General features: G+C 60.4%; 29 protein-coding genes. 10 read left to right on the top strand and 19 right to left on the bottom strand.

Annotated features, from left to right (window positions below; genetic code table 11):
• Window positions 1-2 precede the first annotated feature (2 nt).
• The 5 genes from EOL43_RS08690 to EOL43_RS08670 all read right to left on the bottom strand — a co-directional run bounded on the left by EOL43_RS08690 (window position 3) and on the right by EOL43_RS08670 (window position 5659).
• Window positions 3-1442 (bottom strand): aldehyde dehydrogenase family protein, encoded by a 1440-nt coding sequence (locus EOL43_RS08690; protein ID WP_133487595.1) that lies wholly within the window; start codon window positions 1440-1442, stop codon window positions 3-5.
• A complete protein-coding gene (locus EOL43_RS08685; protein ID WP_133487593.1) occupies window positions 1442-3019 on the bottom strand; it encodes an ABC transporter ATP-binding protein in 1578 nt (525 codons plus the stop codon). The genes EOL43_RS08690 and EOL43_RS08685 overlap by 1 nt, the downstream gene beginning before the upstream one ends.
• Window positions 3016-3840: an ABC transporter permease gene (locus EOL43_RS08680; RefSeq protein WP_133487591.1), complete on the bottom strand. Its 825-nt coding sequence runs from the start codon at window positions 3838-3840 to the stop codon at window positions 3016-3018. The genes EOL43_RS08685 and EOL43_RS08680 overlap by 4 nt, the downstream gene beginning before the upstream one ends.
• Window positions 3837-4784 carry an ABC transporter permease gene (locus EOL43_RS08675; protein WP_133487589.1) on the bottom strand — a complete coding sequence of 316 codons (948 nt, stop codon included), beginning with the start codon at window positions 4782-4784 and terminating at the stop codon, window positions 3837-3839. The genes EOL43_RS08680 and EOL43_RS08675 overlap by 4 nt, the downstream gene beginning before the upstream one ends.
• A gap of 62 nt (window positions 4785-4846) precedes the next feature.
• Window positions 4847-5659 (bottom strand): division plane positioning ATPase MipZ, encoded by an 813-nt coding sequence (locus tag EOL43_RS08670; RefSeq protein ID WP_133487587.1) that lies wholly within the window; start codon window positions 5657-5659, stop codon window positions 4847-4849.
• Between the two features lie 165 nt (window positions 5660-5824).
• Between EOL43_RS08670 and EOL43_RS08665 the strand changes: the two genes are divergently transcribed.
• Together EOL43_RS08665 and EOL43_RS08660 are read left to right on the top strand one after the other, a co-directional pair.
• Window positions 5825-6169: a Lin0512 family protein gene (locus EOL43_RS08665; RefSeq protein ID WP_133487585.1), complete on the top strand. Its 345-nt coding sequence runs from the start codon at window positions 5825-5827 to the stop codon at window positions 6167-6169.
• Complete coding sequence (locus EOL43_RS08660; RefSeq protein ID WP_133487583.1) at window positions 6169-6528, top strand: Lin0512 family protein; 360 nt, start codon at window positions 6169-6171, stop codon at window positions 6526-6528. The genes EOL43_RS08665 and EOL43_RS08660 overlap by 1 nt, the downstream gene beginning before the upstream one ends.
• Window positions 6529-6593: 65 nt before the next feature.
• Here EOL43_RS08660 and rpmE read toward each other — a convergent pair whose 3' ends face one another.
• From rpmE to EOL43_RS08645, 3 genes are all read right to left on the bottom strand, one after another.
• Window positions 6594-6815 carry a 50S ribosomal protein L31 gene (gene rpmE / locus EOL43_RS08655; protein ID WP_133487581.1) on the bottom strand — a complete coding sequence of 74 codons (222 nt, stop codon included), beginning with the start codon at window positions 6813-6815 and terminating at the stop codon, window positions 6594-6596.
• Window positions 6816-6826: 11 nt separating this feature from the next.
• Window positions 6827-7201, bottom strand: a complete 375-nt coding sequence (gene rplS / locus EOL43_RS08650; protein WP_133487579.1) for a 50S ribosomal protein L19 — start codon at window positions 7199-7201, stop codon at window positions 6827-6829.
• Window positions 7202-7420: 219 nt separating this feature from the next.
• Window positions 7421-8017, bottom strand: coding sequence for a TetR/AcrR family transcriptional regulator (locus EOL43_RS08645; protein ID WP_133487577.1), 597 nt, complete (start codon window positions 8015-8017; stop codon window positions 7421-7423).
• A 102-nt stretch (window positions 8018-8119) separates the two neighbouring features.
• Here EOL43_RS08645 and EOL43_RS08640 point away from each other — a divergent pair, with 102 nt between their 5' ends.
• Window positions 8120-8704 carry an NAD(P)H-dependent oxidoreductase gene (locus tag EOL43_RS08640; RefSeq protein ID WP_133487575.1) on the top strand — a complete coding sequence of 195 codons (585 nt, stop codon included), beginning with the start codon at window positions 8120-8122 and terminating at the stop codon, window positions 8702-8704.
• Between the two features lie 90 nt (window positions 8705-8794).
• On the opposite strand, the gene EOL43_RS08635 is transcribed toward EOL43_RS08640, so the two are convergent.
• Both EOL43_RS08635 and trmD read right to left on the bottom strand, forming a co-directional pair.
• Entirely contained in the window at window positions 8795-9601 is an 807-nt protein-coding gene (locus tag EOL43_RS08635; protein WP_133487573.1) for a mechanosensitive ion channel family protein, read from the bottom strand.
• A gap of 35 nt (window positions 9602-9636) precedes the next feature.
• Window positions 9637-10485: a tRNA (guanosine(37)-N1)-methyltransferase TrmD gene (gene trmD / locus EOL43_RS08630; protein WP_133487571.1), complete on the bottom strand. Its 849-nt coding sequence runs from the start codon at window positions 10483-10485 to the stop codon at window positions 9637-9639.
• 51 nt (window positions 10486-10536) lie between these two features.
• Here trmD and EOL43_RS08625 point away from each other — a divergent pair, with 51 nt between their 5' ends.
• Window positions 10537-11523 carry a phosphotransferase gene (locus EOL43_RS08625; protein WP_166636221.1) on the top strand — a complete coding sequence of 329 codons (987 nt, stop codon included), beginning with the start codon at window positions 10537-10539 and terminating at the stop codon, window positions 11521-11523.
• On the opposite strand, the gene rimM is transcribed toward EOL43_RS08625, so the two are convergent.
• The 8 genes from rimM to EOL43_RS08590 form a co-directional block, all read right to left on the bottom strand.
• Window positions 11520-12044 carry a ribosome maturation factor RimM gene (gene rimM, locus EOL43_RS08620; protein WP_133487567.1) on the bottom strand — a complete coding sequence of 175 codons (525 nt, stop codon included), beginning with the start codon at window positions 12042-12044 and terminating at the stop codon, window positions 11520-11522. The genes EOL43_RS08625 and rimM overlap by 4 nt on opposite strands.
• Complete coding sequence (locus EOL43_RS15350; RefSeq protein ID WP_166636220.1) at window positions 12041-12190, bottom strand: hypothetical protein; 150 nt, start codon at window positions 12188-12190, stop codon at window positions 12041-12043. The genes rimM and EOL43_RS15350 overlap by 4 nt, the downstream gene beginning before the upstream one ends.
• A gap of 5 nt (window positions 12191-12195) precedes the next feature.
• Window positions 12196-12825 (bottom strand): 5,6-dimethylbenzimidazole synthase, encoded by a 630-nt coding sequence (bluB, locus tag EOL43_RS08615; protein WP_133487565.1) that lies wholly within the window; start codon window positions 12823-12825, stop codon window positions 12196-12198.
• A gap of 24 nt (window positions 12826-12849) precedes the next feature.
• Window positions 12850-13239, bottom strand: a complete 390-nt coding sequence (rpsP, locus tag EOL43_RS08610) for a 30S ribosomal protein S16 (RefSeq protein ID WP_133487564.1) — start codon at window positions 13237-13239, stop codon at window positions 12850-12852.
• A 45-nt stretch (window positions 13240-13284) separates the two neighbouring features.
• Window positions 13285-13581 carry a chorismate mutase gene (locus EOL43_RS08605; RefSeq protein ID WP_133487562.1) on the bottom strand — a complete coding sequence of 99 codons (297 nt, stop codon included), beginning with the start codon at window positions 13579-13581 and terminating at the stop codon, window positions 13285-13287.
• A complete protein-coding gene (locus EOL43_RS08600; RefSeq protein ID WP_133487560.1) occupies window positions 13578-14141 on the bottom strand; it encodes a GNAT family N-acetyltransferase in 564 nt (187 codons plus the stop codon). Before EOL43_RS08600 ends, EOL43_RS08605 begins: the two co-directional genes overlap by 4 nt.
• Before the next feature lie 7 nt (window positions 14142-14148).
• A complete protein-coding gene (ffh, locus tag EOL43_RS08595; RefSeq protein ID WP_133487558.1) occupies window positions 14149-15663 on the bottom strand; it encodes a signal recognition particle protein in 1515 nt (504 codons plus the stop codon).
• A gap of 167 nt (window positions 15664-15830) precedes the next feature.
• Complete coding sequence (locus EOL43_RS08590) at window positions 15831-16346, bottom strand: hypothetical protein (protein ID WP_133487557.1); 516 nt, start codon at window positions 16344-16346, stop codon at window positions 15831-15833.
• Window positions 16347-16471: 125 nt separating this feature from the next.
• Here EOL43_RS08590 and EOL43_RS08585 point away from each other — a divergent pair, with 125 nt between their 5' ends.
• The 5 genes from EOL43_RS08585 to EOL43_RS08565 all read left to right on the top strand — a co-directional run bounded on the left by EOL43_RS08585 (window position 16472) and on the right by EOL43_RS08565 (window position 18851).
• Window positions 16472-16879: a universal stress protein gene (locus EOL43_RS08585; RefSeq protein WP_133487554.1), complete on the top strand. Its 408-nt coding sequence runs from the start codon at window positions 16472-16474 to the stop codon at window positions 16877-16879.
• Between the two features lie 89 nt (window positions 16880-16968).
• Window positions 16969-17364, top strand: a complete 396-nt coding sequence (locus tag EOL43_RS08580) for a TFIIB-type zinc ribbon-containing protein (protein ID WP_133487553.1) — start codon at window positions 16969-16971, stop codon at window positions 17362-17364.
• Between the two features lie 70 nt (window positions 17365-17434).
• Complete coding sequence (locus tag EOL43_RS08575) at window positions 17435-17755, top strand: antibiotic biosynthesis monooxygenase family protein (RefSeq protein WP_133487551.1); 321 nt, start codon at window positions 17435-17437, stop codon at window positions 17753-17755.
• 20 nt (window positions 17756-17775) lie between these two features.
• On the top strand, window positions 17776-18360 hold the full coding sequence (locus EOL43_RS08570; protein WP_133487548.1) for a rhodanese-like domain-containing protein: 585 nt from the start codon (window positions 17776-17778) through the stop codon (window positions 18358-18360).
• 92 nt (window positions 18361-18452) lie between these two features.
• A complete protein-coding gene (locus EOL43_RS08565) occupies window positions 18453-18851 on the top strand; it encodes a hypothetical protein (protein ID WP_240686504.1) in 399 nt (132 codons plus the stop codon).
• Window positions 18852-18887: 36 nt separating this feature from the next.
• Here EOL43_RS08565 and EOL43_RS08560 read toward each other — a convergent pair whose 3' ends face one another.
• Window positions 18888-19280 (bottom strand): hypothetical protein, encoded by a 393-nt coding sequence (locus EOL43_RS08560; protein WP_133487546.1) that lies wholly within the window; start codon window positions 19278-19280, stop codon window positions 18888-18890.
• Window positions 19281-19438: 158 nt separating this feature from the next.
• Between EOL43_RS08560 and EOL43_RS08555 the strand changes: the two genes are divergently transcribed.
• Window positions 19439-21235: an ABC transporter transmembrane domain-containing protein gene (locus EOL43_RS08555; RefSeq protein WP_133487544.1), complete on the top strand. Its 1797-nt coding sequence runs from the start codon at window positions 19439-19441 to the stop codon at window positions 21233-21235.
• The last annotated feature ends 28 nt before the right edge of the window (window positions 21236-21263 follow it).

Below are 21263 nucleotides of genomic sequence, written 5' to 3'. Positions count from 1 at the left end.
TGTCAGTCGTGTTTGGCGGCGACGGTTTTCAGTTGCGAAAACCCATAAAGCGCTTCGAAGCCTTTTTCGCGCCCGTGGCCCGATTTGCCAACCCCGCCGAAGGGCAATTCGACGCCGCCGCCCGCACCGTAATTGTTGATAAAGACCTGACCCGCGCGCAGACGCTTGGCCAGCCGCATTTGGCGCGCGCCATTGGCGGTCCAGATGCTGGCGACAAGGCCATAGTCGGTGGTATTGGCGATGCGGACCGCGTCTTCTTCCGTGTCGAAGGGGATGATGACCTGCACGGGGCCGAAGACCTCGTCGCGGGCCAGCTTGTGGTCGGGCGGTACATCGGCAAAGAGGGTGGGGGCCACGTAGTGCCCGCCCTCGGGCGTATCGGTGATCTGGCCCTGACCGGCCACTTTCAGATCCGCACCTTGGGCCAAAAAGCCCTCGACAATCTCTTTCTGCCGGGCCGAGATCAGCGGGCCGACATTCAGGTCTGCCTCAGCCGGGCCCACGCGTAGTGCGTCATAGGCCGCGCCCATCCGAGCGACCACGTCGTTATAAACATCGCGCTGCACCAAGATGCGCGAGCTGGCCGAGCAGGTCTGGCCCGCGTTTTGAATGCAGGCGCCCACAAGGAAGGGCAAGGCGGCGTCCAGATCGGCGTCGTCAAAGACAAGCTGAGGCGACTTGCCCCCAAGCTCCAGTGTGACAGGCACCACATTCTGTGCCGCTGCCGCCTGTACCAGACCGCCCACGGGGACCGAGCCGGTAAAGCTGATGTGATCCACGTCGGGATGGGCGGATAGCGCGGCGCCGGCTTCCTCGCCCAATCCCGTCACGACGTTCAACGCGCCTTTGGGCAGGCCGGCTTCCTCGGCCAATCGCGCGAAGGCGAGCGCGGTCAAACAGGCCTCTTCGGCGGGCTTCAAGACGCAGGCATTGCCCATCGCCAAAGCCGCTCCGACCGAGCGCCCGATGATCTGCATGGGATAGTTCCACGGCACGATATGGCCTGTCACGCCATGCGGTTCGCGCAGAGTGTAGACGGTGTAGCCGTCTAGATAGGGGATGGTCTCGCCCATCACCTTATCCGCTGCGCCGCCATAGAATTCCATGTACCGCGCCAGTGCGATGGCGTCGTTGCGGGCTTGGGTCAGAGGCTTGCCAACGTCGCGCGCTTCCAAAGCCGTCAGGTCGTCGATGCGGGTCTGCACCAACTGTCCAATGCGGGTCAGGATACGCCCGCGTTCGACAGCGGTCATGCGGCCCCAGTCGCTTTCCAACGCGTCGCGTGCTGCCGCGACGGCGGCGTCGACGTCTTTCGCCGTCCCGCGTCCAATGCGTGCGAACTCAATACCAGTCGAGGGGTCTTCCACTGGCAACGTGTCGTCCGTTTTCCGCCAATCGCCGCCAATCAGAATTTCCGTGGGATCAAACCAAAGCGCGTCCATTAAGCCGTCCTCCACGCGGGCGGAATGACCGGCGCCGCGTTTATCAGGTTTCGAGTGTAGTCATGTTGCGGGTGAGCAAAAACGGTGTCCGTGTCGCCCTCTTCCACGATCTGCCCCGCGCGCATGACCAGCACGCGGTCGGTGACATTGCGCACGACACCAAGGTCGTGGCTGATGAACAAATAGGCCAGCCCGTGCTTGGCTTGCAGGTCGGCCAGCAGGTCCAGAATATCCGCGCGGATCGAGACATCCAGTGCCGACACGGCCTCGTCCAGCACGATCAACTCCGGGCGCAGGATCAAGGCGCGGGCGATGGCGATACGTTGGCGCTGCCCGCCTGAGAATTCGTGCGGATAGCGGGTCATGGCCTCACCCGGCAAGCCGACCTCGGCCAGCGCGTGCCGCACACGGTCGCGCCAATCCTCAGGCCGTTTGCCAAGCAGGTGGAACGGTTCAGCAACCAGCTTTTCGACGGTCCAGCGTGGATTGAAGCTGCCATAGGGGTCTTGGAAGACGACCTGAAGCCCGGCGCGGCGGGTGGGGTCCATATCGGGTGTGATGGGCGTCCCGTTCAACAGAATTTCCCCACCTTGTAGCGCCTCAAGCCCCAGAATGGCGCGGCTGATCGTGGATTTTCCGCAGCCGCTTTCCCCGACCAGCCCAAGGCTTTCGCCCTTGTTCAGCGTGAAGCTGATACCATCCACTGCGCGGAATTGCGGGGCGGGGCCGAAGAGGCGCGTGCGAGGCAGAGGATAGTCGCGGGTGGCACCATTCACCTGCAAAAGCGGCGTGGCGCTGGGCTGCGCGTCGCCATCTGGCGCGTGACCAGAGGCTTCAAGCAACTGGCGCGTATAGGGGTGCGACATGGTGCGGAAAAGCTGCTCAGTCTCGCCCTGTTCGACGATCTCGCCCTTGCGCATGACTGCGACGTGATCGGCCATGCCCGCGACCACGGCCAGATCGTGGGTGATCAGAAGCAGGCCCATGCCTTCCTCGGCGACGAGTTCCTTCAACAGATCGAGGATCTGCGCCTGCGTGGTGACGTCCAGTGCTGTCGTGGGTTCGTCCGCGATCAAAAGGTCGGGGTGGAGCGCGATGGCCATGGCGATGCAGACGCGCTGTCGCTGGCCACCCGACAGCTCGTGCGGATAACGGTCCAGCGGAAAACGGTCCTGCGGCAGACCCACGCGGGTCAGCTTCTCGGCGGCGATGCGCAAGGCGTCTGTCTTCGAGGTGTCTGTGTGGATCAAGAGCGTCTCGGCCACCTGATCCCCAATGGTTTTCACCGGGTTCAGAGCCGTCATCGGCTCCTGAAAGATCATCGAGATCCGCCGCCCGCGAATGTCGCAGAGCGCGGGTTCGTCTAGCGTCGAGAGGTCCGTTTCGTCCAACATGACCCGCCCCGAGAGCTCGGCCCCGCGCGGCAGAAGGCCCATTAATGCGAGTGCAGTCATCGATTTTCCCGACCCACTTTCGCCCACCAGCCCAACCACCTGACCGAGCGCAATGGACAGGTCCACGTCCTGCAGGATCGGCGTGTCGTGGATCGACAGCGAGAGGTTCTGGATCTTAATCATTCGCGCGCCCTTCTGATCCGGGGATCCAGCAGATCACGCAGCCCGTCACCCATCAGGTTTAGCCCCAGCACCATGACGACAATCGCCAGACCCGGTGCGATGGCGAGGCGCGGGGTGGAATAGATCATGGTCTGCGCGTCGGCGAGCATGCGGCCCCAGCTGGGGGTGGGCGGCTGGGCGCCAAGGCCCACATAAGACAGGCCCGCTTCGGCCAGAATGCCCAACGAAAACTGAATAGTTCCCTGCACGATCAATAGGTTGGCGATGTTGGGTAGGATGTGCTCAACACTGATGCGGGCCTTGCCTTTGCCCGCAACACGGGCGGCCATGATGAATTCACGCGTCCAGATGGTTAGCGCGCCACCGCGGGCGACACGGGCAAAGACCGGGATATTGAAGATACCGATGGCGATGATCGCGTTGGTGGCAGAGGGGCCGAAGGTGGCGGTGATCAGGATCGCGATGACTAGCGAGGGGAAGGCGAAGATCAGGTCATTGCCGCGCATGATGATTTCATCCAGCCAGCCGCCCCGATTGGCGGCGGCCATCAGACCTAAGGGGACGCCGATGCCCATGCCGATGCCGACGGCCAAAACGGCGACGGCAATGGAAATCCGACCGCCCTCCATCAGCATGGACAAGAGGTCTCGGCCGAAATGGTCAGTGCCCAGAAGGTACTCGGCCGAGGGCGCCTTCAGCTTGTCCGCGATGTTCAACGCGGTGACGTCATAGGGCGTCCACAGGAACGAGATCAGCGCAGCGGCCAAGAGCACGATGCTGAGCACCGCGCCGATCCAAAGCTGGGCGGGTAGGCGGGTCATGCAGGCCTCCTGAGCCGTGGATCCACGACCGCATAGGCCACGTCGACAAGGAAAGTCACAAGGATGACGGCGAAGACCAACAGCATCACGACGCTTTCAACCACCACCAAATCGCGTTGGGTGATTGCTTGGAAGATCAGTCGCCCAAGGCCGGGCAGGAAGAACACGTTCTCGATGATGATCGCGCCCGCCAGAAGGAAGCTGAATTGCAGCCCGATGATGGTCAGGACCGGGATCATGGCATTGCGCAGCGCGTGGCGGCGGGTGGCTTGTGCGACGCTCAGCCCCTTGGCGCGGGCGGTGCGCATATAGTCCTGATGCAGCACGTCCAGCAGCGACGAGCGCATGACGCGGGCGAGGATCGACGCCTGCGGCAGGGCCAATGCGATGGCGGGCAAGGTGAGCGCTTTCACCGCAGGGCCGATGCCATTGTCCCAGCCCGGAAAACCTCCGGCTGAGAACCAGCGGAGCTGCACCGCGAAGACCAGAACCAGCAGCATGGCGAACCAGAAATTCGGAACCGCGATGCCCATCTGGGTTGCGCCCATGATGGTGTAATCCGTCATCTGTCCGCGGCGTGCGGCGGCGACTAATCCGACGGGAATGGCGATCAGCGTGGACAGGATCAGGGCAAACAGGGCCAACGGCAGGGATACCTGAAGGCGCTCCAGAATCAGCTCGGACACCGGTACGCGATAGGTGTAAGAGGTGCCGAAATCCCCGACCAGAAGGCCTCCCACCCAGTTGACATAGCGCGTGGTCACGGATCCGTTTAGGCCCAGATCATCACGCAGGGCCGCGACCGTATCAGGGGACGCATTCAGCCCCAACATGAACGAGGCTGGGTCGCCTGGGATGACCTCGATCATCGCGAAGATCACCAGCGAGGCCACGATTAGGCTTGCCCCAAGCGACAGGGCGCGGGTGATCAGATAACGCAACATGAGGCGAGCCTAGCCCCTGAAAATGCCTGCGAAAAGAGAATTCGGCCTGCGGGCGCGCAGCGTCAGATTTTGACTTCGACACCCGGCAGGTTCAGGGCCTTCATCAGCTCGCGCAGTTCCTGACGGGCAGCGACGTTCGAGATGTTCATCTGCCCCATAACGCCGATGTCGCGCAGGTCCAACAGGGTCAGGCCGCGGGTGAAGAGCTCGCGGAAAATGACGCGTTCGTTAAAGCCGGGGGCCACGCGGAAGCCGATGCGGCGCGACAGCTCGTCAATCGCATCGCCCATCTTCTTCTTGTTGTGCATCATCTGAGCGCCCAGACGGTTGCGCACGACGACCCAATCCATTGGCTTCAGACCGGCCTTGGCACGCAGTTGGCGGGCGTTCCACACCATCTCGGAATAGACAGACGGGCCGGTGACCTTGCCCGAGGTCGGATCAATGTGGGCCAGCAGGTCGAAATCAACGAAACTGTCATTCAGAGGCGTCACCAGCGTATCGGCCAGCGAATGCGCCACTTGGCTCAGGCGGGTGTGCGAGCCGGGGCAGTCGATCAGGATGAAGTCCTGGCTGTGTTCGAGCGAGGCAATGGCCATCGCCAAACGGCGGTCATACGGATTCTCGCCGTCTTTCAGCTCGGACGGATCAATGTCGGGCAGATCGTGGTACTCAGGCGTCGGCAGATCGGTGCCTTCACGCTCCATCGTGACCTTGCGGTTTTCGATGAACCGGCCAAAGGTTTGCTGGCGCAAGTCCAGATCCAGCACGCCCACGCGGTGCCCCAAGCGTGACAGCGAGGTCGCCACATGCATCGACACGGTCGACTTACCCGCACCGCCCTTTTCGTTCCCGACAACAATAATATGTGCCACGCCACTATCCCCGGTATCTTGAGTGTTTTTTTCTTTCGGCCACTATATGTCGCATCATTCGCAGGGGGAAGAGGCGCAAATCCAAATTGTACAACTCTTTCGCGAAGCTGGCCCTATGATCACAGCACGGCTGCGGTAAGCTTGGACAAAACCTCAGGAGGCATGATGGAAAAGAAACGCGTACTTGTCGAATTTGGCATGGGCACGTCGCTGCGCCGCGAAGACTATACCGAGGCCGCCGCCCGCGCGATCCGGGATGCGCTGTGGCACAACTCGGTCAATATGGCCGAGCTGTTCGGGTTCGAGAAAACCGACATGATCGTGGACGTGGAAATCGCCGTGCAACAGCCCGATCAGGTCGACACCAGCCAGCTGGCCAAGGACTTTCCCTATGGCAACATTTCCTTCGCTGTGAAGCACGGCGGTTTGGACATCGGCAAGCCGCATGGAGGCAAAACATTGATCGCCAATGTCGCCATTGCCGTGTCGTTCATGATGGAGGCTGCGTGATGGGTGAAAAACGCATGATCCTTGAGATGGGGATGGGCAACGACCTCTATGGTCAGGATTACACCAAAGCCGCCTGCCGCGCGGTGCAGGATGCGCTGCATCATTCGTCGATCACTCTGTTTTCCACGCTGGGGCTGGATCACCAAGATATGCGCGTATCCGTGACCATCGGTGTGGCCGACCCTGAACAGGTGGACTTGGAGGTTGTCCGCGCCGAATTGCCCCGAGGTCGTGCCGAGGTGCGCGCAGTGAAAGGCGGCATGAACACGGACAGCGCCGGGCAAGTGCATGTCGTCGCCACCGCCGCGATCGAGGCATGGCTGCCGGACCAGGCGGGGAAATGGCGGGTGGGATCATAGTCCGATCCCAACAAAAAAACGCCGCTTCGAATGAAGCGGCGTTTCTGTCTCGAAAGAGGCGTGGTTTAGAAACCAAAGCCTTCGTATTTCGACTTGAATTTCGACACGCGGCCGCCGGTGTCCAGCAGGCGTGCGCCGCCGCCGGTCCATGCCGGGTGTACGGTGGGGTCGATGTCCAGCGCCAGAGTGTCGCCTTCGTTGCCCCAGGTCGATTTCATCTGAACGATGGTGCCGTCGGTCATTTTGACGTCGATCAGGTGGTAGTCGGGATGCAGATCCTTTTTCATATCGACGCTCCTTAAGCTTTCTTGGCTTTGTATGTGGTGTCTTCAGCGATACGTGCCGACTTACCGCGACGCGAACGCAGGTAGTACAGTTTGGCGCGACGTACGCGGCCACGGCGAACTACGGTGATCGAGTCGATGTTGGTCGAGTGCAGCGGGAATACACGCTCCACGCCTTCACCGAAGGAAATCTTGCGAACGGTGAACGAACCGGCAATGCCAGCGCCGTTTTTACGGCTGATGCAAACGCCTTCGTAGTTCTGCACACGGGTGCGCGAACCCTCGGTCACCTTGAAGCCTACGCGAATGGTATCGCCGGCTTTGAAATCGGGGATGTCTTTCCCCAGGGCGGCAACTTGTTCCGCCTCGAGCTGTGCGATCAGGTCCATCTGATCATCTCCTATCTGCTTGCGGTTGGTCCGCAAAGTTGGTGCCGTACAAGAGCTCCGCGTCTTCACCGGGTCCGTTTTTCACGCCCGCGGGAGGGTAGTCCGTCGTTTCTTTGTCAGTTTCCGCTGCGCTGTGTGGTTGCCGAAGAAAGGCAACAGCCCAAAAGGAAAAGGCCCGTGCGACTCGGAAGAGTGCCGGACGGGCGGTGTATAGGGGCTTTAGCCCTGTGGATCAAGCGTTTTGGCGGGGTTCAACCACAGTTCCAAATATGGGCGCAGACGGTCGCGAACGGGGCGGGTGTTGTTCAGCGCGCAGAAGTTCAACGCGAGCGCCTGAAATACGAAAGCCTGAACCCCTTCGGCGAGCGTGGCGGGGTCTGCATCCTGACGGAAGGGACCATCGACGAACCAGTCTGCCAGCACGTGAATGAACCGCTCGAATGTCGCTGCGATGGGGCCGATCTCCTCTACCGACGCGGCACCAGAATAGCGCAGAATGACGTCGAACACCGCGCGTTCACTGCCCATGAACCGCATCAATGGGGTCAGAGTGTCCAGTATCTGGTCAATCGTTTTGGGCGTGTTTTGCGCGCTGATCTGATCAAGGTGCTGATCGATGATTTCCCCGATCATCCGGTCCAGAAGCGCGTCCTTGTCCTTGAAATGGGCAAAGAACGTGCCCTTGGCGACGCCAGCTCGGCGCACGACCTCTTCCACCCGCAATTCGGTGAAGTTGCTTTCGGCAACGATGTCCGTTGCGGCTTCGATCAGGCGGGCGCGGGTTTTCAATGTGCGGGGTTGGATCGTCGTCGTCATGGCGCTTTATCCCACATATTTTGACCGTGGTCAAAATTAATTATTGACCGTGGTCAGTTTTGTGTGCAAGGAAAATGACCGTGGTCAATTGTGGAGACTGATATGACACAGAAACGGATACTGGTGTTGAACGGCCATCCGGCCGAGACATCGTTGAACAAGCGTTTGGCAACGCAATATGCTGAGGCAGCAACAGCAGCGGGGCACGACGTAAGGGTGCTGCATATTCACGACATGACGTTCGACGCGGATTATGGATTTGGCGGATACAAGCATCACAAACCGCTCGAACCGGCGTTGGAGCAATTTCTGGATGATCTGAACTGGTCCAGTCACGTCGTGATCGTTAGTCCGATGTGGTGGGGCGGATTGCCGGCCAAGCTGAAGGGGCTGATAGACCGCGCATTTTTGCCGGGCGTCGCCTTTGATCCGCGTGGTGCTGGCCTGCCGAAGCCACTTTTGAAGGGTCGCTCTGCCCGCGTCATCCTGACCTCGGACAGCCCGTGGTGGTACTTCCGCTTCTTCCTGCATCGCCCGCTGTTCTGGCAGCTCAAGAAGCAGATCTTGGAGTTTGTCGGCCTGCGTCCCGCCCGCGTAACCCATTTCGCGCAGGCGAGCCATCCAAGTGACAAGCAAGTCGATCGCTGGGCGCAAACGGTTGCCGCTTTGGGGCAGCGCGGGGCATGATCGCACGCGACGTAGATAAGAAAAGAGGCCGCCCTCGTGCAGAGCGGCCTCTTCCAATTCAGCGCCGGGCGGTTTGGCCCGGTGGCGGGCTTACGCCTCTTTCTTGATTTCCACCGAATGCGGATAGGGGATCGAGATGCCTTTGGCGTCGAACGCCTCTTTTACCGCCTTGGTCAACTCGAATTTCACGTTCCAGTACTCGGCGTTGTCGCACCAGACGCGGGTGGTCAGGTCGACGCTGCTGTCGCCAAGGTTGGTGACACGGACCCACGGGGCGGGATCGGCATGGACGCGCGGATCGGCCTCGGCCAGATCGGTGATGATCTGCATCGCCTTGTCAATGTCGTCGGCGTAGTCGATGCCAAAGACCATATCGACGCGACGGGTGTCATGGTGCGAGAAGTTGCGGATGATCGAGCCCCAGGCCTGACCATTGGGCACAATCACCTGCACATTGTCAGGGGTCGTCAGTTCGGTCACGAACAGGTTCAGGTCTTTCACCGTGCCAGCCGTGCCGCCGATATCGACGTATTGTCCAAGTTTATAGGGGCGAAACAGCGTCAGCATAAAGCCAGCCGCAATGTCGCTCAGCGTGCCCTGCAGCGCCAGACCAATCGCCAGCGTGGCGGCGCTGAGCATGGCGACAAGGCTGGTCGCCTGAATGCCAAAGATGCTGAGCACGGCGGCCAGCACCATCAGCAAGATCACCCATTTCACCATCGAGGCAATGAAATTGCCAAGGGTTGGGTCGATTTCGGGTGTGTTGTTAACCTTGCGCCGGGCCATCGATCCAAGGGCATTGGCAACCATCCAGCCGATGACCAGCGTGGCAAAGGCTTTGGCAACGTTTAGCAGCAACGGTCCATAGCTTTGGACCTGTTCAAGAAGGGGTTCCATTGTGGTGTAACCTTTAGAAAGTCAGAGGGGGGCGGTCAGGTGTCGTCCTGATCGCGGGTCAACGCGTCCCACAGATCGGGCCGACGTTCACGGGTAATTTTCTCACTCATTTCCCTCCGCCATTCGGCGACCTTGCCGTGATGGCCCGACGTCAGAACCTCGGGGATCGTGCGGCCGCGCCATTCGGCGGGGCGGGTGTATTGCGGGTGTTCCAGCATCCCGGCGGAAAAGCTCTCTTCCTCGGTTGAGGCTTCGTTGCCCAAGACGCCGGGCAGCAGGCGGACGGTGGCGTCCAGCATGGCCTGTGCGGCGATCTCGCCCCCGGTCAGGACGAAGTCACCAAGGCTGACCTCTTCGATGTCGTATTCTTCCAGCACGCGCTCATCGACGCCTTCAAAACGACCGCACAGGATGGTCATGCCGGCACATTCGGAAAAGCGGCGGGCGGTGGCCTGATCCATCGGTTTTCCACGCGGGGACATATAAACGATCGGCCATTTCGCACGATCCGCGGGCACGCCGCGCTGCGCCATGTCGATGGCGCGGCCCAAAATGTCAGCGCGCAACACCATCCCCGCGCCACCACCGGCAGGCGTGTCATCCACGTTGCGATGCTTGCCCTCGCCGAAGATGCGCAGGTCGATGGGCTCCAGCGCCCAGCGGCCATCTTTCAGGGCCTTGCCTGTCAGGCTTTCGCCCAGCACGCCGGGAAAGGCGCCGGGGAACAGCGTGATCACCTTGGCGGTCCACGTGCCCGCAACGCGCGGCGTGTCCGTCATCAGCTCGCGCGGTTTGAAGCTGGCGGAAATCGCCAGACGACCATGGGAACGGCCCTTGGATTTCGGGGGCGTGGAGGGCGCGCTATTTTCATTGACCTTAGACATAGCGGCTGTCTACGACAGTCAAAGGGAAATGCAAACCGCAGAGGTGCTCTTTTGAGCGAACGTGAAGATCGTCAAGCTGTTGAGCATCTTGCGCGCGAGATCGCGGCCCAGCACGACTGGCTGCGCCCGCATCTGTCAAGCGTGATGCCGGTGGTGCTGGCTGATCGGACGTCAAACAAAGGGCGGCGGGTCGTTGTGCGCCTGACCAATCTTGGGCGGGTGGATGATGCAGATGCCATCGATGTGGTGCTAAAGGCGTTTGCGGCTGGGGATGCGCTGGAGGAGTTCGAGCATCACCTTGGTGGACATCAGAAAGCCTTGGAAAACCTAGGTCCAGGCGCAGTGCCCGAGATCCTGTCTGTCCATCCCGAAACACGCAGTCTGATCATGCGGCATATCGGGGTGAGAACCGCGCAAGACATGCTGGGGATGGCCGAGTTGGGATTGGCCAAGTCCGACGAGATCCTAGAGGCCTGCGGGCGCTGGATCGGTCGTTTCCACCGCGCAACCTTGCAAGAAACCCGCCCAATCGATCCTAAAGCCATGGTGCGTTGGGCAGCCCAGATGCGGGCCGAGGTCGAGGATCGCAGCCACGATGTGCCACGCCGGGACCTCTTTCTGGCCTATGCCGACCGGATCCCTGCATTGGCCGAGGCCGCTACAGGGAAGCCCACGCCCATCGCCGTGGCGCATGGTGACATGCATCTGCGCAATCTGCTGATCACCGAAACCGGCGCCGTCGGGCTGGATTTCGAGGGCGTGCGCACTGTGACCACCGCGCATGATCTGGCGAAATTTCTGGTGCGCTATCACGGCAGGTTCGATGCCGATCCGAACACGCCTGCACTTGATGCGTTTTGGCGCGGCTATGGGGCTGACCTGCACACGCAGGCGCAGCCCGCGCTCAGTTACATTCTGCCCATTCGCGTGCTGGGGGATTGGCGTGATATTCCGAAACGGCGCGGGGACCGGCGGTCCGGGCAGCAACAACGCTTTCAGAACCTTCTGAAATACGCCGAAAAACTGTTCGAAGATTAAGAGGCTGTGTCGTCCGGAAAGACGCCCTCGGGCGGGTCGGCGATGATCCGGCCCGACGTCAGATCCACAGTCGGCACCGCATCCAGCGTGAAGGGCAACAGCGCGGTGGTCGAGCTTCCGGGCAGCTTGATTTCCAGCACATCGGACGCGCCGTGATTGTGCACCGCATGGACCTTGCCCAGCTCTGTCCCGCCAGTGTCCAGCACCGTCAGGCCTACCAAATCAGTGTGATAAAACTCGTCATCCGGCAAAGCGGGCAGGGCGTCGCGGCTGACATAAAGCCTCACGCCTTTCAGCGCGTCAGCCTGTTCCTTGGTCGAGACACTGTCGATCCGCACGGAAAACCCGTTCTTGATCGGGCGCAGCAGGGTCAGGGAAAAGACATGCTTGCCGTCCTCGGACGACAGCGGGCCGTAATCGGCAATCGCCGTGGGTTCGGCGCAGAAGCTTTTGATGCGCACCTCGCCTTGAACGCCATAGGCGCCACCGATGCTTCCTACACAAATCCGGTCGTCACTCATTTTGCACCTATGCAGACAGCTTGTTCCATTTTACCCCCGCGGGCCTCGCATTTGTCGCCAAGCACACCGCGTTCATAGACCACGCCTGCGGTAAAGCCCGCGCTGACCAGTATGATCAGCTTCACTGGATGAAAAAGCAAACCCATTGGTGTCACCTTACCTCGACAGGAAGCGAGCCGCGACGGCTTTCCCATCCTGCTTTTTCCAGTTCGGGGCTATCGGCGTTCTGCTCGGGCCAGCCGAGGCAGAAATAGCCCACAAGGCTCCAACTTTCAGGCACGTCCAGATCGCGACACAGTTGCTCTGGATTGAGGATCGACACCCAGCCCAGACCAAGCCCGCGCGAGCGCACCGCCAGCCAGAACAGCATGATGGCCGAGACCACGGAATAGCGGCGCATCTCGGGCATGGTTTTTGCGCCAAGACCCGCGCCTTTGTCGGTTGCTTCGTCGCAGAGGATCGCCAGTTGAACGGGCGCATTCTCCATGCCGGACAATTTCAGGCCAGAGTAAAGCTGCGCCTTGTCCCCGGAATAACCCGTGAGCGCATCGGCATTGGCGGCTTTGAAATTCTCAAGAGCGGCGGCACGGGCGCGGTCACTTTGGACACGCACCACGCGCCACGGTTCGGACAGCCCCACTGAGGGGGCCATCAGAAACGCGTCGAGGCACTGCGTCAGCAATGCCTCGTCCACAGGATCTGTGCGAAAGCGGCGCACGTCGCGCCGCCAACGCATCAGATCTTCTAGATCCGACTGAAACTCGTCTGAAAAGGCGTGCATGTCGTCAGATCCGTTCCGAAGGATTTATTCCTCGGCAGCAGCTTCTTCAGCCGGAGCAGCAGCAGCTTCAGCAGCGGCAGCAGCTTTTTCGGCTTTCTCTTCTGCGCGGTCCTTGGCTTTCTGGCCCGGCTCACCTTTTTTCAGGTTTGCACGCTCTTTCTTCTCCAGAACGCCAGCGGCTTCCAGGAAGCGCGATACGCGGTCCGACGGCTGAGCGCCTTGGTCCAGCCAGTACTGAACGCGTTCCATGTCCAGCTTTACGCGCTCTTCCGAATCTTTCGGCAGCAGCGGGTTGTAGGTGCCCAGCTTCTCGATGAAGCGGCCATCGCGCGGCATGCGCGAGTCTGCAGCTACAACGCGATAGAAGGGACGTTTTTTCGAGCCGCCACGGGCGAGACGAATTTTCATAGCCATGAGAGTTTTCCTTTTTACTAGCTATTTGAGGGGCTTACAGCCCATTCATTCTTGGTGTTTCTTGTGGTGCCTGATGACCTCATCAATGATGAAGTTCAGGAATTTCTTGGCGAATTCAGGATCCAGATTGGCGCGGGTGGCCAGATCTTCCAGTCGTTCGATTTGACGGGCTTCCCGGTTCGGGTCCGACGGGGGCAGGTCGTGTTCGGCTTTCAGCTTGCCCACCGCCTGCGTGTGCTTGAAGCGCTCGCCCAGCGTGTAGACAAGGATCGCGTCCAGCCGGTCGATCGACTCGCGATGTTCTTTCAGCAGATCTGCTGCACGGGTGGATGCGTCGGTCATGCGTAGGCCTCCGGATTGCCGTCTGTGTCGGGCGCGGGGTGGCGCCAGACGTCATAGCTGTCGTCTTCGTCTTCAAAACGCGGGGCGTCCGCGTCGATCACGCAGCCCAAGCGTTTGGCCAAGGCGGCCGAGGGGGCGTTGTCGTGATCCACATAGCTGACGAATCTGTCGATATCGGTGTTGGTATAGGCCCAGTCGATCGCGGCCACGGCAGCCTCATGTGCAAAGCCTTTGCCTTCGTGCTTATCGGACCAGATCGACCAAGCGATTTCCGGCTCCGGCCAGCCTTCGGGGTTCCACGGGCCGATCCAGCCGATGGGCTGGCCATCGGCCTTGTCCGTGGCGATGAAGGGGCCGTAGTCGCGCAGCACCCAATGGCCTACCGCGTGGCCGAAGGCACGCCAAGCCAGGCGACGGTTGGTGTCGCTCTTCGGTCCACCACCCACGAAACACGCGCGCGGATTGTCCACGAGGAAATCGCGGAACGCATCCCAGTCACCCGCTTCTGGCGGGCGCAGCACAAGGCGCGGCGTGGTGATATGATCGAAGGGCAGTTTCACGGGTCGCTTACTTCTTCTTCCCGAAGCCGGACAGGCCGGGGGGCAGGCCACCGCCACCCAGACCGGGCAGACCGCCGGGCAGTTTGCCGCCCATGGCTTTCGCGGCTTGTTCCAGCGCTTTCGGATCCATCTGCGAGGGGTCCATACCGCCCATATCGGGCATGCCGCCACCTTTGCCGAACATGCCACCCATGGCTTGCTTCAGCATCTTGCCTTTGCCCATCTTGCCCATCTTCTTCATCATGTCCGCCATCTGGCGCTGCATTTTCAGAAGCTTGTTCAGGTCGGACACTTCCATGCCCGCACCGGCGGCAATGCGTTTCTTGCGGCTGGCTTGCAGGATCTGCGGGTTCGCACGTTCGCGTTTGGTCATCGACTGGATCAGAGCGATCTGCTGTTTCAGAACCTTGTCGTCCATGCCGGCGTCTTCGGCCTGTTTGGCCATTTTCTTCATGCCCGGCATCATCCCCATGATGCCCTGCATGCCGCCCATCTTGATCATCTGCTCCAGCTGCATCTTCAGGTCGTTCATGTTGAACTGACCCTTCTGGAAGCGCTTCATCATGCGCTCGGCCTGCTGGGCTTCGATGGTTTCTTGGGCTTTCTCGACCAGAGCAACGATGTCGCCCATGCCAAGGATGCGGCCTGCGATCCGGTCGGGCTCGAAGGTTTCCAGCGCGTCCATCTTTTCGCCCAGACCGACGAACTTGATCGGCTTGCCGGTAACTGCACGCATCGACAGCGCCGCACCACCGCGTCCGTCACCATCCATACGGGTCAGGACCACGCCCGAGATGCCGACCTTGTCGTCGAACTCTTGCGCCACTTCGACTGCGACCTGACCGGTCAGACCGTCAACCACCAGCAGGGTCTCGCGTGGGTTCACCACGGCCGAGACTTCCTCGACCTCGCCCATCAGGACTTCGTCGATGTGCAGACGACCGGCGGTGTCGAGCATATAGACATCATAGCCGCCCATCGTCGCCTGCTGCTTGGCGCGCTTGGCGATGTCGACGGGTTTCTGGCCGGGAACGATCGGCAGGGTGTCCACACCGATCTGAGTACCCAGAACGGCCAGCTGATCCATCGCGGCGGGGCGGTACACGTCGAGCGACGCCATCAGAACCCGCTTGCCCTCTTTTTCCGTCAGGCGTTTGGCCAGCTTCGCGGTTGTGGTGGTCTTACCACCACCTTGCAGACCGACCATCAGGATCGGGGCAGGGGGGCTGTCGACCTTCAGCGCGCCGGGCTCGCCTTCGCCGGTCAGAACGTCGACCAGCGCGTCGTGTACGATCTTGACGACCTGCTGGCCCGGCGTGACCGATTTGGTCACGGCCTGACCGGTGGCCTGTTCCTGCACCTTTTTCACAAAGTCGCGGGCCACGGGCAGCGAGACGTCCGCCTCAAGCAAGGCCACACGCACTTCACGCAGGGCAGTTTTTACATCATCTTCAGACAGCGCACCCTGCTTCGTCAGACGGTCAAAGACACCAGACAGGCGATCTGACAGGCTCTCAAACATATCTCGGCTCCTTTGCCGTTTCGTTTCCCCCAAGATAGGGGCCGGGTTGCGCTTTTCCAAACGCCCAAACCACGATGGCCCCTGTGGGCGTAACACGCTGACAGGGGGCGATCCCGGCATTGGGCCATGGGACCGGAAGTTTCGCACTTCCGAGATTTGGGGGTGAGTTACGGCGTCTGGGGATCAGAGTCAAGCTGTGAGTCAAGCTGCATTGGGCTTTGTCGCGCTTCCAGCCACGCATTTACCGCCTCGGTCGTGCGGCGCGGGCCGGACCCATTGGTATAGTAGGACACGACCGGCAGGTTTGGCTGCCCGGTCATCACCAGAACAGGGCGATACATGCTGGATCCATCGCTGCGCGTTTCCTCAAGCTCGGCCCCGCAGAGCGCGTCGAGCGGATAGACATCCTGCGCGTATCCAAAGAACGACCGCTTGCGCTTTACGATCTGTCCGGCACGGGCGTCAAAGATCAATTGCACCCGCTTGGAAAAGGCCAGAAAGCAGCCACCCCAAGCAAGGGTGCCAATGCCGGAAAACATTACGCCGAACAGAACTTCCCCCTGCAGCAGGGCAGTTGTGCCAACCCCCAGAAAGATCAGAAGCCCCGCCAGCATGCTGAGCGAGAGAAGCCACGGTTTGTGGTCGAGAACCAAAAGATCAGGCGTGTTGGTCTGCGTTTTCATGGGGTCAGGGTAGAAAGGAAAGCCCGACAAGAAAAGGGGGGTATTTGACCTGTGTCATATTCAGCCGATGGTTCGCGCGTTACGCATTAAACAAGACGACTTGAAGCCCATGAAGGAGCTGACCCATGTACAAGAATGTTTTGGTGCCCATCGCACTTGATCACGATCGCAACACCACTGAGGCGCTTGAGATCGCCAACGCGATCTCGGAAGAAGGTGCAAAAATCACCGCGCTCCACGTGATGGAGGAAGTGCCCGCCTATGTTGCCCAGTACCTGCCGGAAGGCCAGTTGGACGATAATGTGCACGAGCTGGAAGCGCGTTTGAAGGACGAACTGAAGGATGCGCCGAATATCGAAATCGCTGTGATTTCGGGCCATGCGGGCCATGCCATCGTGGATTACGCCAAGGACAATAAGGTCGACTGTATCGTTGTTGCCTCGCACCGTCCGGGCCTGACGGATTTCTTCCTGGGATCGACAGCCGCGCGTGTTGTACGCCATGCGCCCTGTGCGGTTCACGTGTCGCGCTAACTTCTCTCCCTCCCTGCGTGACAAACTTGCGGGCCCCTTGTGGCCCGCTTTTTCATGCCTACATGATCCTCAGAACAGGAGGATCCAAGATGAAATGTCCGGTAGACGGAACCGAGCTTTTGATGACCGAGCGCCAGGGGGTCGAGATCGACTATTGCCCCAAATGCCGTGGGGTCTGGCTGGATCGGGGCGAACTGGACAAGATCATCGAAAAGGCGACCCCGGCGGTCGAACTGGACGACCCGGATCCCTATGTCGCATCGCTTCCCCCGCAGCCCGAGCCGGTCTATCGCGACGAACCCGTCCGCATGCGGTCTCGCGAAGAGATGGAGCGTGGCGCAGGACTGAAGCCCGGAGGCTCGCGCAAGCGTAAGCATGATGACGATTCCTACGACCGCGACGACGACGATTATCGCCACGCCAAGCGCTATAAGAAAAAGCGCAAAAAGTCGGTCCTGTCCGAGCTTTTCGACATCTTTGACTAACGCTGTGGCAAGATCACATATTCATATGTGATCCAATTCGGGCTACGCTTCTTTTATCAAGGAGGAAGCCATGCCCAAAATCAGCAAAGCCCCCGACTATCAAACCGTTATCACCACGTTCGAGATGACGCCCGGCACCTGTCAGGATCTTCTGGATGCGTTGACGGATGCCTATGAAAGCTTCATCTCGAAACAGCCGGGGTTCGTCGGCGCGGGTCTTCATGTAAATGACGCCCAGACGCGGATTGCCAACTATAGCCAGTGGAATCGGCGCGAAGATTTTCAGGCGATGCTGCGCACCGAAGAAATGCGTGAGCGGAACCGAAAGATCGCGACCCTCTGCAAAAGCTTCGAGCCCGTCATGTATGACGTGTTCGAGACCTTCAACTGATCCCAATCACAGGAGCCGACATGAAACCCTTTCTGATTGCGGCGGCCGTTGGCCTTCTCGCCGCCCCTGTTTTTGCTGACGTGAACATTACCCCCGATATGCCTTGGGTGACGGTTCAGACCGAAAACGGCGAAGTCGAAATCTCGCGCATTGATGACACCGCACACGAGCTGTCGGGCGAATGGGCGCGGACCTCGCGCAATTGCCCGAATTTCTGTGTGCAACCCATGGTGCCTGCTCCGGGCGTAACGCCGATTGGCGAGCTGGAGCTTCTGGAGATGCTGCAAGACCCCGAGGCCATCGTGGTCGACAGCCGTGTGGCGGCGGATCACGAAACCGGAACCATTCCGGGCGCGATCTCGATTCCGTATAACGAAGCGACGGATCGTCTGGACGAACTGGGCTGTGAACTGGATTTCGATGGATTCGTCTGTGAGGAAGCCAAGCCGGTCGCCCTGTTCTGCAACGGAAACTGGTGTGGTCAGTCCCCGACCGCTGCGCGACGCATGATCGAAGCGGGCTTCCCTGCTGACAAGATCCACTATTACCGCGGGGGCATGCACGCGTGGCGGATGCTGGGCCTGACGGTGACGGGCGGAAGCTGATCAACAGTCAGGCTTGCCTCCATTGACCTTCGGACGCTCGGTCCCCATTCTAAAGGCATGCCGCTGATCGGCGCGTGGGTAAGGAATGGGACATGCGTTATCGCATTCAACTGCTGAAAACTGCCGCTGTGGCGCTGGGCATGGCCTTTGCGTCGCATGCCGCCGTGGCGCAAGAGCAAATCGGCGCGTTCACGGTGTTCATTGGCAAATCTGACCTAACGAATGCCAAAGGCGCGGCCCTGTCCGAGCCTTGGAAAGTCTTGCGCCGGGATCGAGCGAACTATCACCGGTTTGGTGTCAGCCAGCCCGGCGATCAGTGGGATCCGTATTTTGGCAACAGCCAGAGCCGCAAAACCCTTCAGACGCTGGTCGCAAACGGCAATATCGGTCCGAAGGCCGCAAAACGGCTGCGAAACGGAGGGTTCATCCTGGTTCGGGTCTTCGGGCAGAATGGAACGCCTACTGCGATCAGGGTTTCAGTTCCCAAGTAAACGCGCTTGGCGCATTTTTCGTGAAGCAAGCAGAGCTTACTCTGGATAGGCGCGGATACACGCTTCGCGCGCGGCGACTGCGGCGGGTGCAAGCTTGGCGCGCTGTGCTTTGAGCCGCGCCAGTTTCTTGCGGGTATCGTCCATGTCTATGGACACGGGCGTCTCGATCGTCTGAAAACGCGTTCTGGGGCAGGGCACATAGCGTTTCCCCTTCACATGACAAACGCGCAGGTCTGAATACTGAACCGTTTGTCGGTGCAGGGCGTATCCACGCTCCAACGTGTCTTCCAGCTCTTCGATCTGTGCGGATACTGCCCGGTATTCGGCCGTTTCGCGTGCAATGCACTGATTTTGAGGTGTGGCGCAGGCTGCGACCAGTGTCAGGACCATCCCGATGGCCGGCAGGCGCAGTTTGGATGCTGTGAACATGATACGCGCTCCGATACTCGATATTCTGATCCGACCAGTATAGCGGGAACGCGCCGCAGGAAAAAGCGCGTCTGTGCGACGGCGCGCGCCGCAAATATTCAATGCCGCTTGTGTGTGTTGGGTGGTTTCGGTATCCGTGCACGAAAGGAGCAGATCACATGGCAAGACAGGCAGGTGCGTCCAGCGTCGAGATGGACGAACGCGAGAAATCCAAACGTATCGGCGCGCTGTCGGGTTTGTGGCCCTTCATGCGGCCCCATCGCTTGTGGATTCTGGCCGCCTTCGTCGCCCTTGTGTTCACGGCTGGGATCTCGCTGATCCTGCCCATTGCGGTGCGCCGTGTTGTCGACGGGTTCGGAGACGCCACGCCGGAACTGCTCGACAAGTATTTCATGGCTGCCCTAGGGGTGGCGTCGCTGCTCGCGCTGGGCACCGGGCTTCGGTATTACCTTGTCACGCGTTTGGGCGAGCGGGTCGTGTCAGACATCCGCAAGGCAGTCTTTGCCCGCGTCGTTGGGATGAGCCCGGCGTTTTATGAGAAAATCATGACCGGCGAGGTGCTGTCGCGGATCACCACCGACACCACGTTGATCCTGTCGGTGATTGGCTCGTCGGTGTCCGTCGCCCTGCGCAATGTGTTTATTTTCATCGGTGGCATCATCCTGATGCTGTTCACCTCGGCCAAGCTGACTGGGCTGGTTTTGCTAATTGTGCCGGTTGTCATTGTGCCGATCATCGTGCTGGGTCGCCGTCTGCGGGTGCTGGGCCGCGAAAATCAGGAATGGATCGCCAAAAGCTCGGGCAACGCCTCCGAGGCGCTGTTGTCGGTGCAAACCGTGCAGGCCTTCACCCATGAAGACCTCAGCCGGACCGAGTTTTCGCGCCTGACCGAGGAAAGCTTTATTTCCGCCAAGCGCCGCATTCTCACCCGCGCGCTCATGACGGTGATCGTGATCTCTCTGATCTTCTCGGGCGTCGTGGGCGTGTTGTGGATCGGGATGCGCGACGTGACGGCGGGCGAGGTGTCTATCGGTGCGCTGGTGCAGTTCGTGATCTACGCGGTAATGGTCGCGGGCGCCGTCGGTGCCCTGTCCGAGATTTGGAGCGAACTTCAGCGCGCAGCCGGCGCTACCGAGCGTCTGGTCGAGCTTCTGAACGCCGAAGATCAGGTGAAAGACCCTGCGGACCCCATCGCGATTACCGACCGCCCGACCGGAGCGCTGACTTTCGACGATGTCACGTTCCACTATCCTGCGCGCCCCAATCAGGCCGCGTTGGAAGGGATCACTCTGGATGTCACCGCGGGCGAGACCGTTGCACTTGTCGGCCCCTCGGGCGCGGGCAAGACCACCATCGTTCAGCTGATCCAGCGTTTCTATGACCCCGAAAGTGGGGCGGTGAAGCTGGATGGCGTTGATCTGCGCGACATGCGCCGCGATGACTTCCGTAAGTATGTCGCTCTGGTTCCGCAGGACGCGGTGATCTTTGCCGCCTCAGCCCGCGAAAACATCCGTTTTGGTCGCCCTGACGCCACGGATGCCGAGGTCGAAGCCGCCGCCAAGGCCGCCGCCGCGCACGACTTCCTGTCGCGTCTGCCCGAAGGTTATGACACCTATGTGGGTGAACGCGGCGTGATGCTGTCGGGTGGCCAGAAGCAACGCATCGCCATCGCACGCGCGATCCTGCGGGATGCGCCGATCCTGTTGCTTGATGAAGCCACATCAGCGCTTGATGCGGAAAGCGAACGTCTGGTGCAGGGCGCGGTGGACGAGCTGGCCCAAGGCCGCACCACCTTGATCGTGGCACACCGTCTGGCAACCGTGAAAAAGGCCGACCGGATCGTGGTCTTTGACGAAGGCCGGATCGTCGCCCAAGGCACCCATGATGAACTTGTTGCGCAGGACGGTCTATATGCCCGTTTGGCGCGACTGCAGTTCACCGAAGGGCAGATTTAAGCACGACCTGCAGAAAAGCGCGATGTTT

The sequence above is a fragment of the Aliiroseovarius marinus genome (genome assembly GCF_004360145.1).
Taxonomy (GTDB): Bacteria; Pseudomonadota; Alphaproteobacteria; order Rhodobacterales; family Rhodobacteraceae; genus Aliiroseovarius; species Aliiroseovarius marinus.
The sequence above is the reverse complement of the archived record's forward strand: the minus strand, read 5'-3'. Positions and strand labels throughout refer to the sequence as shown.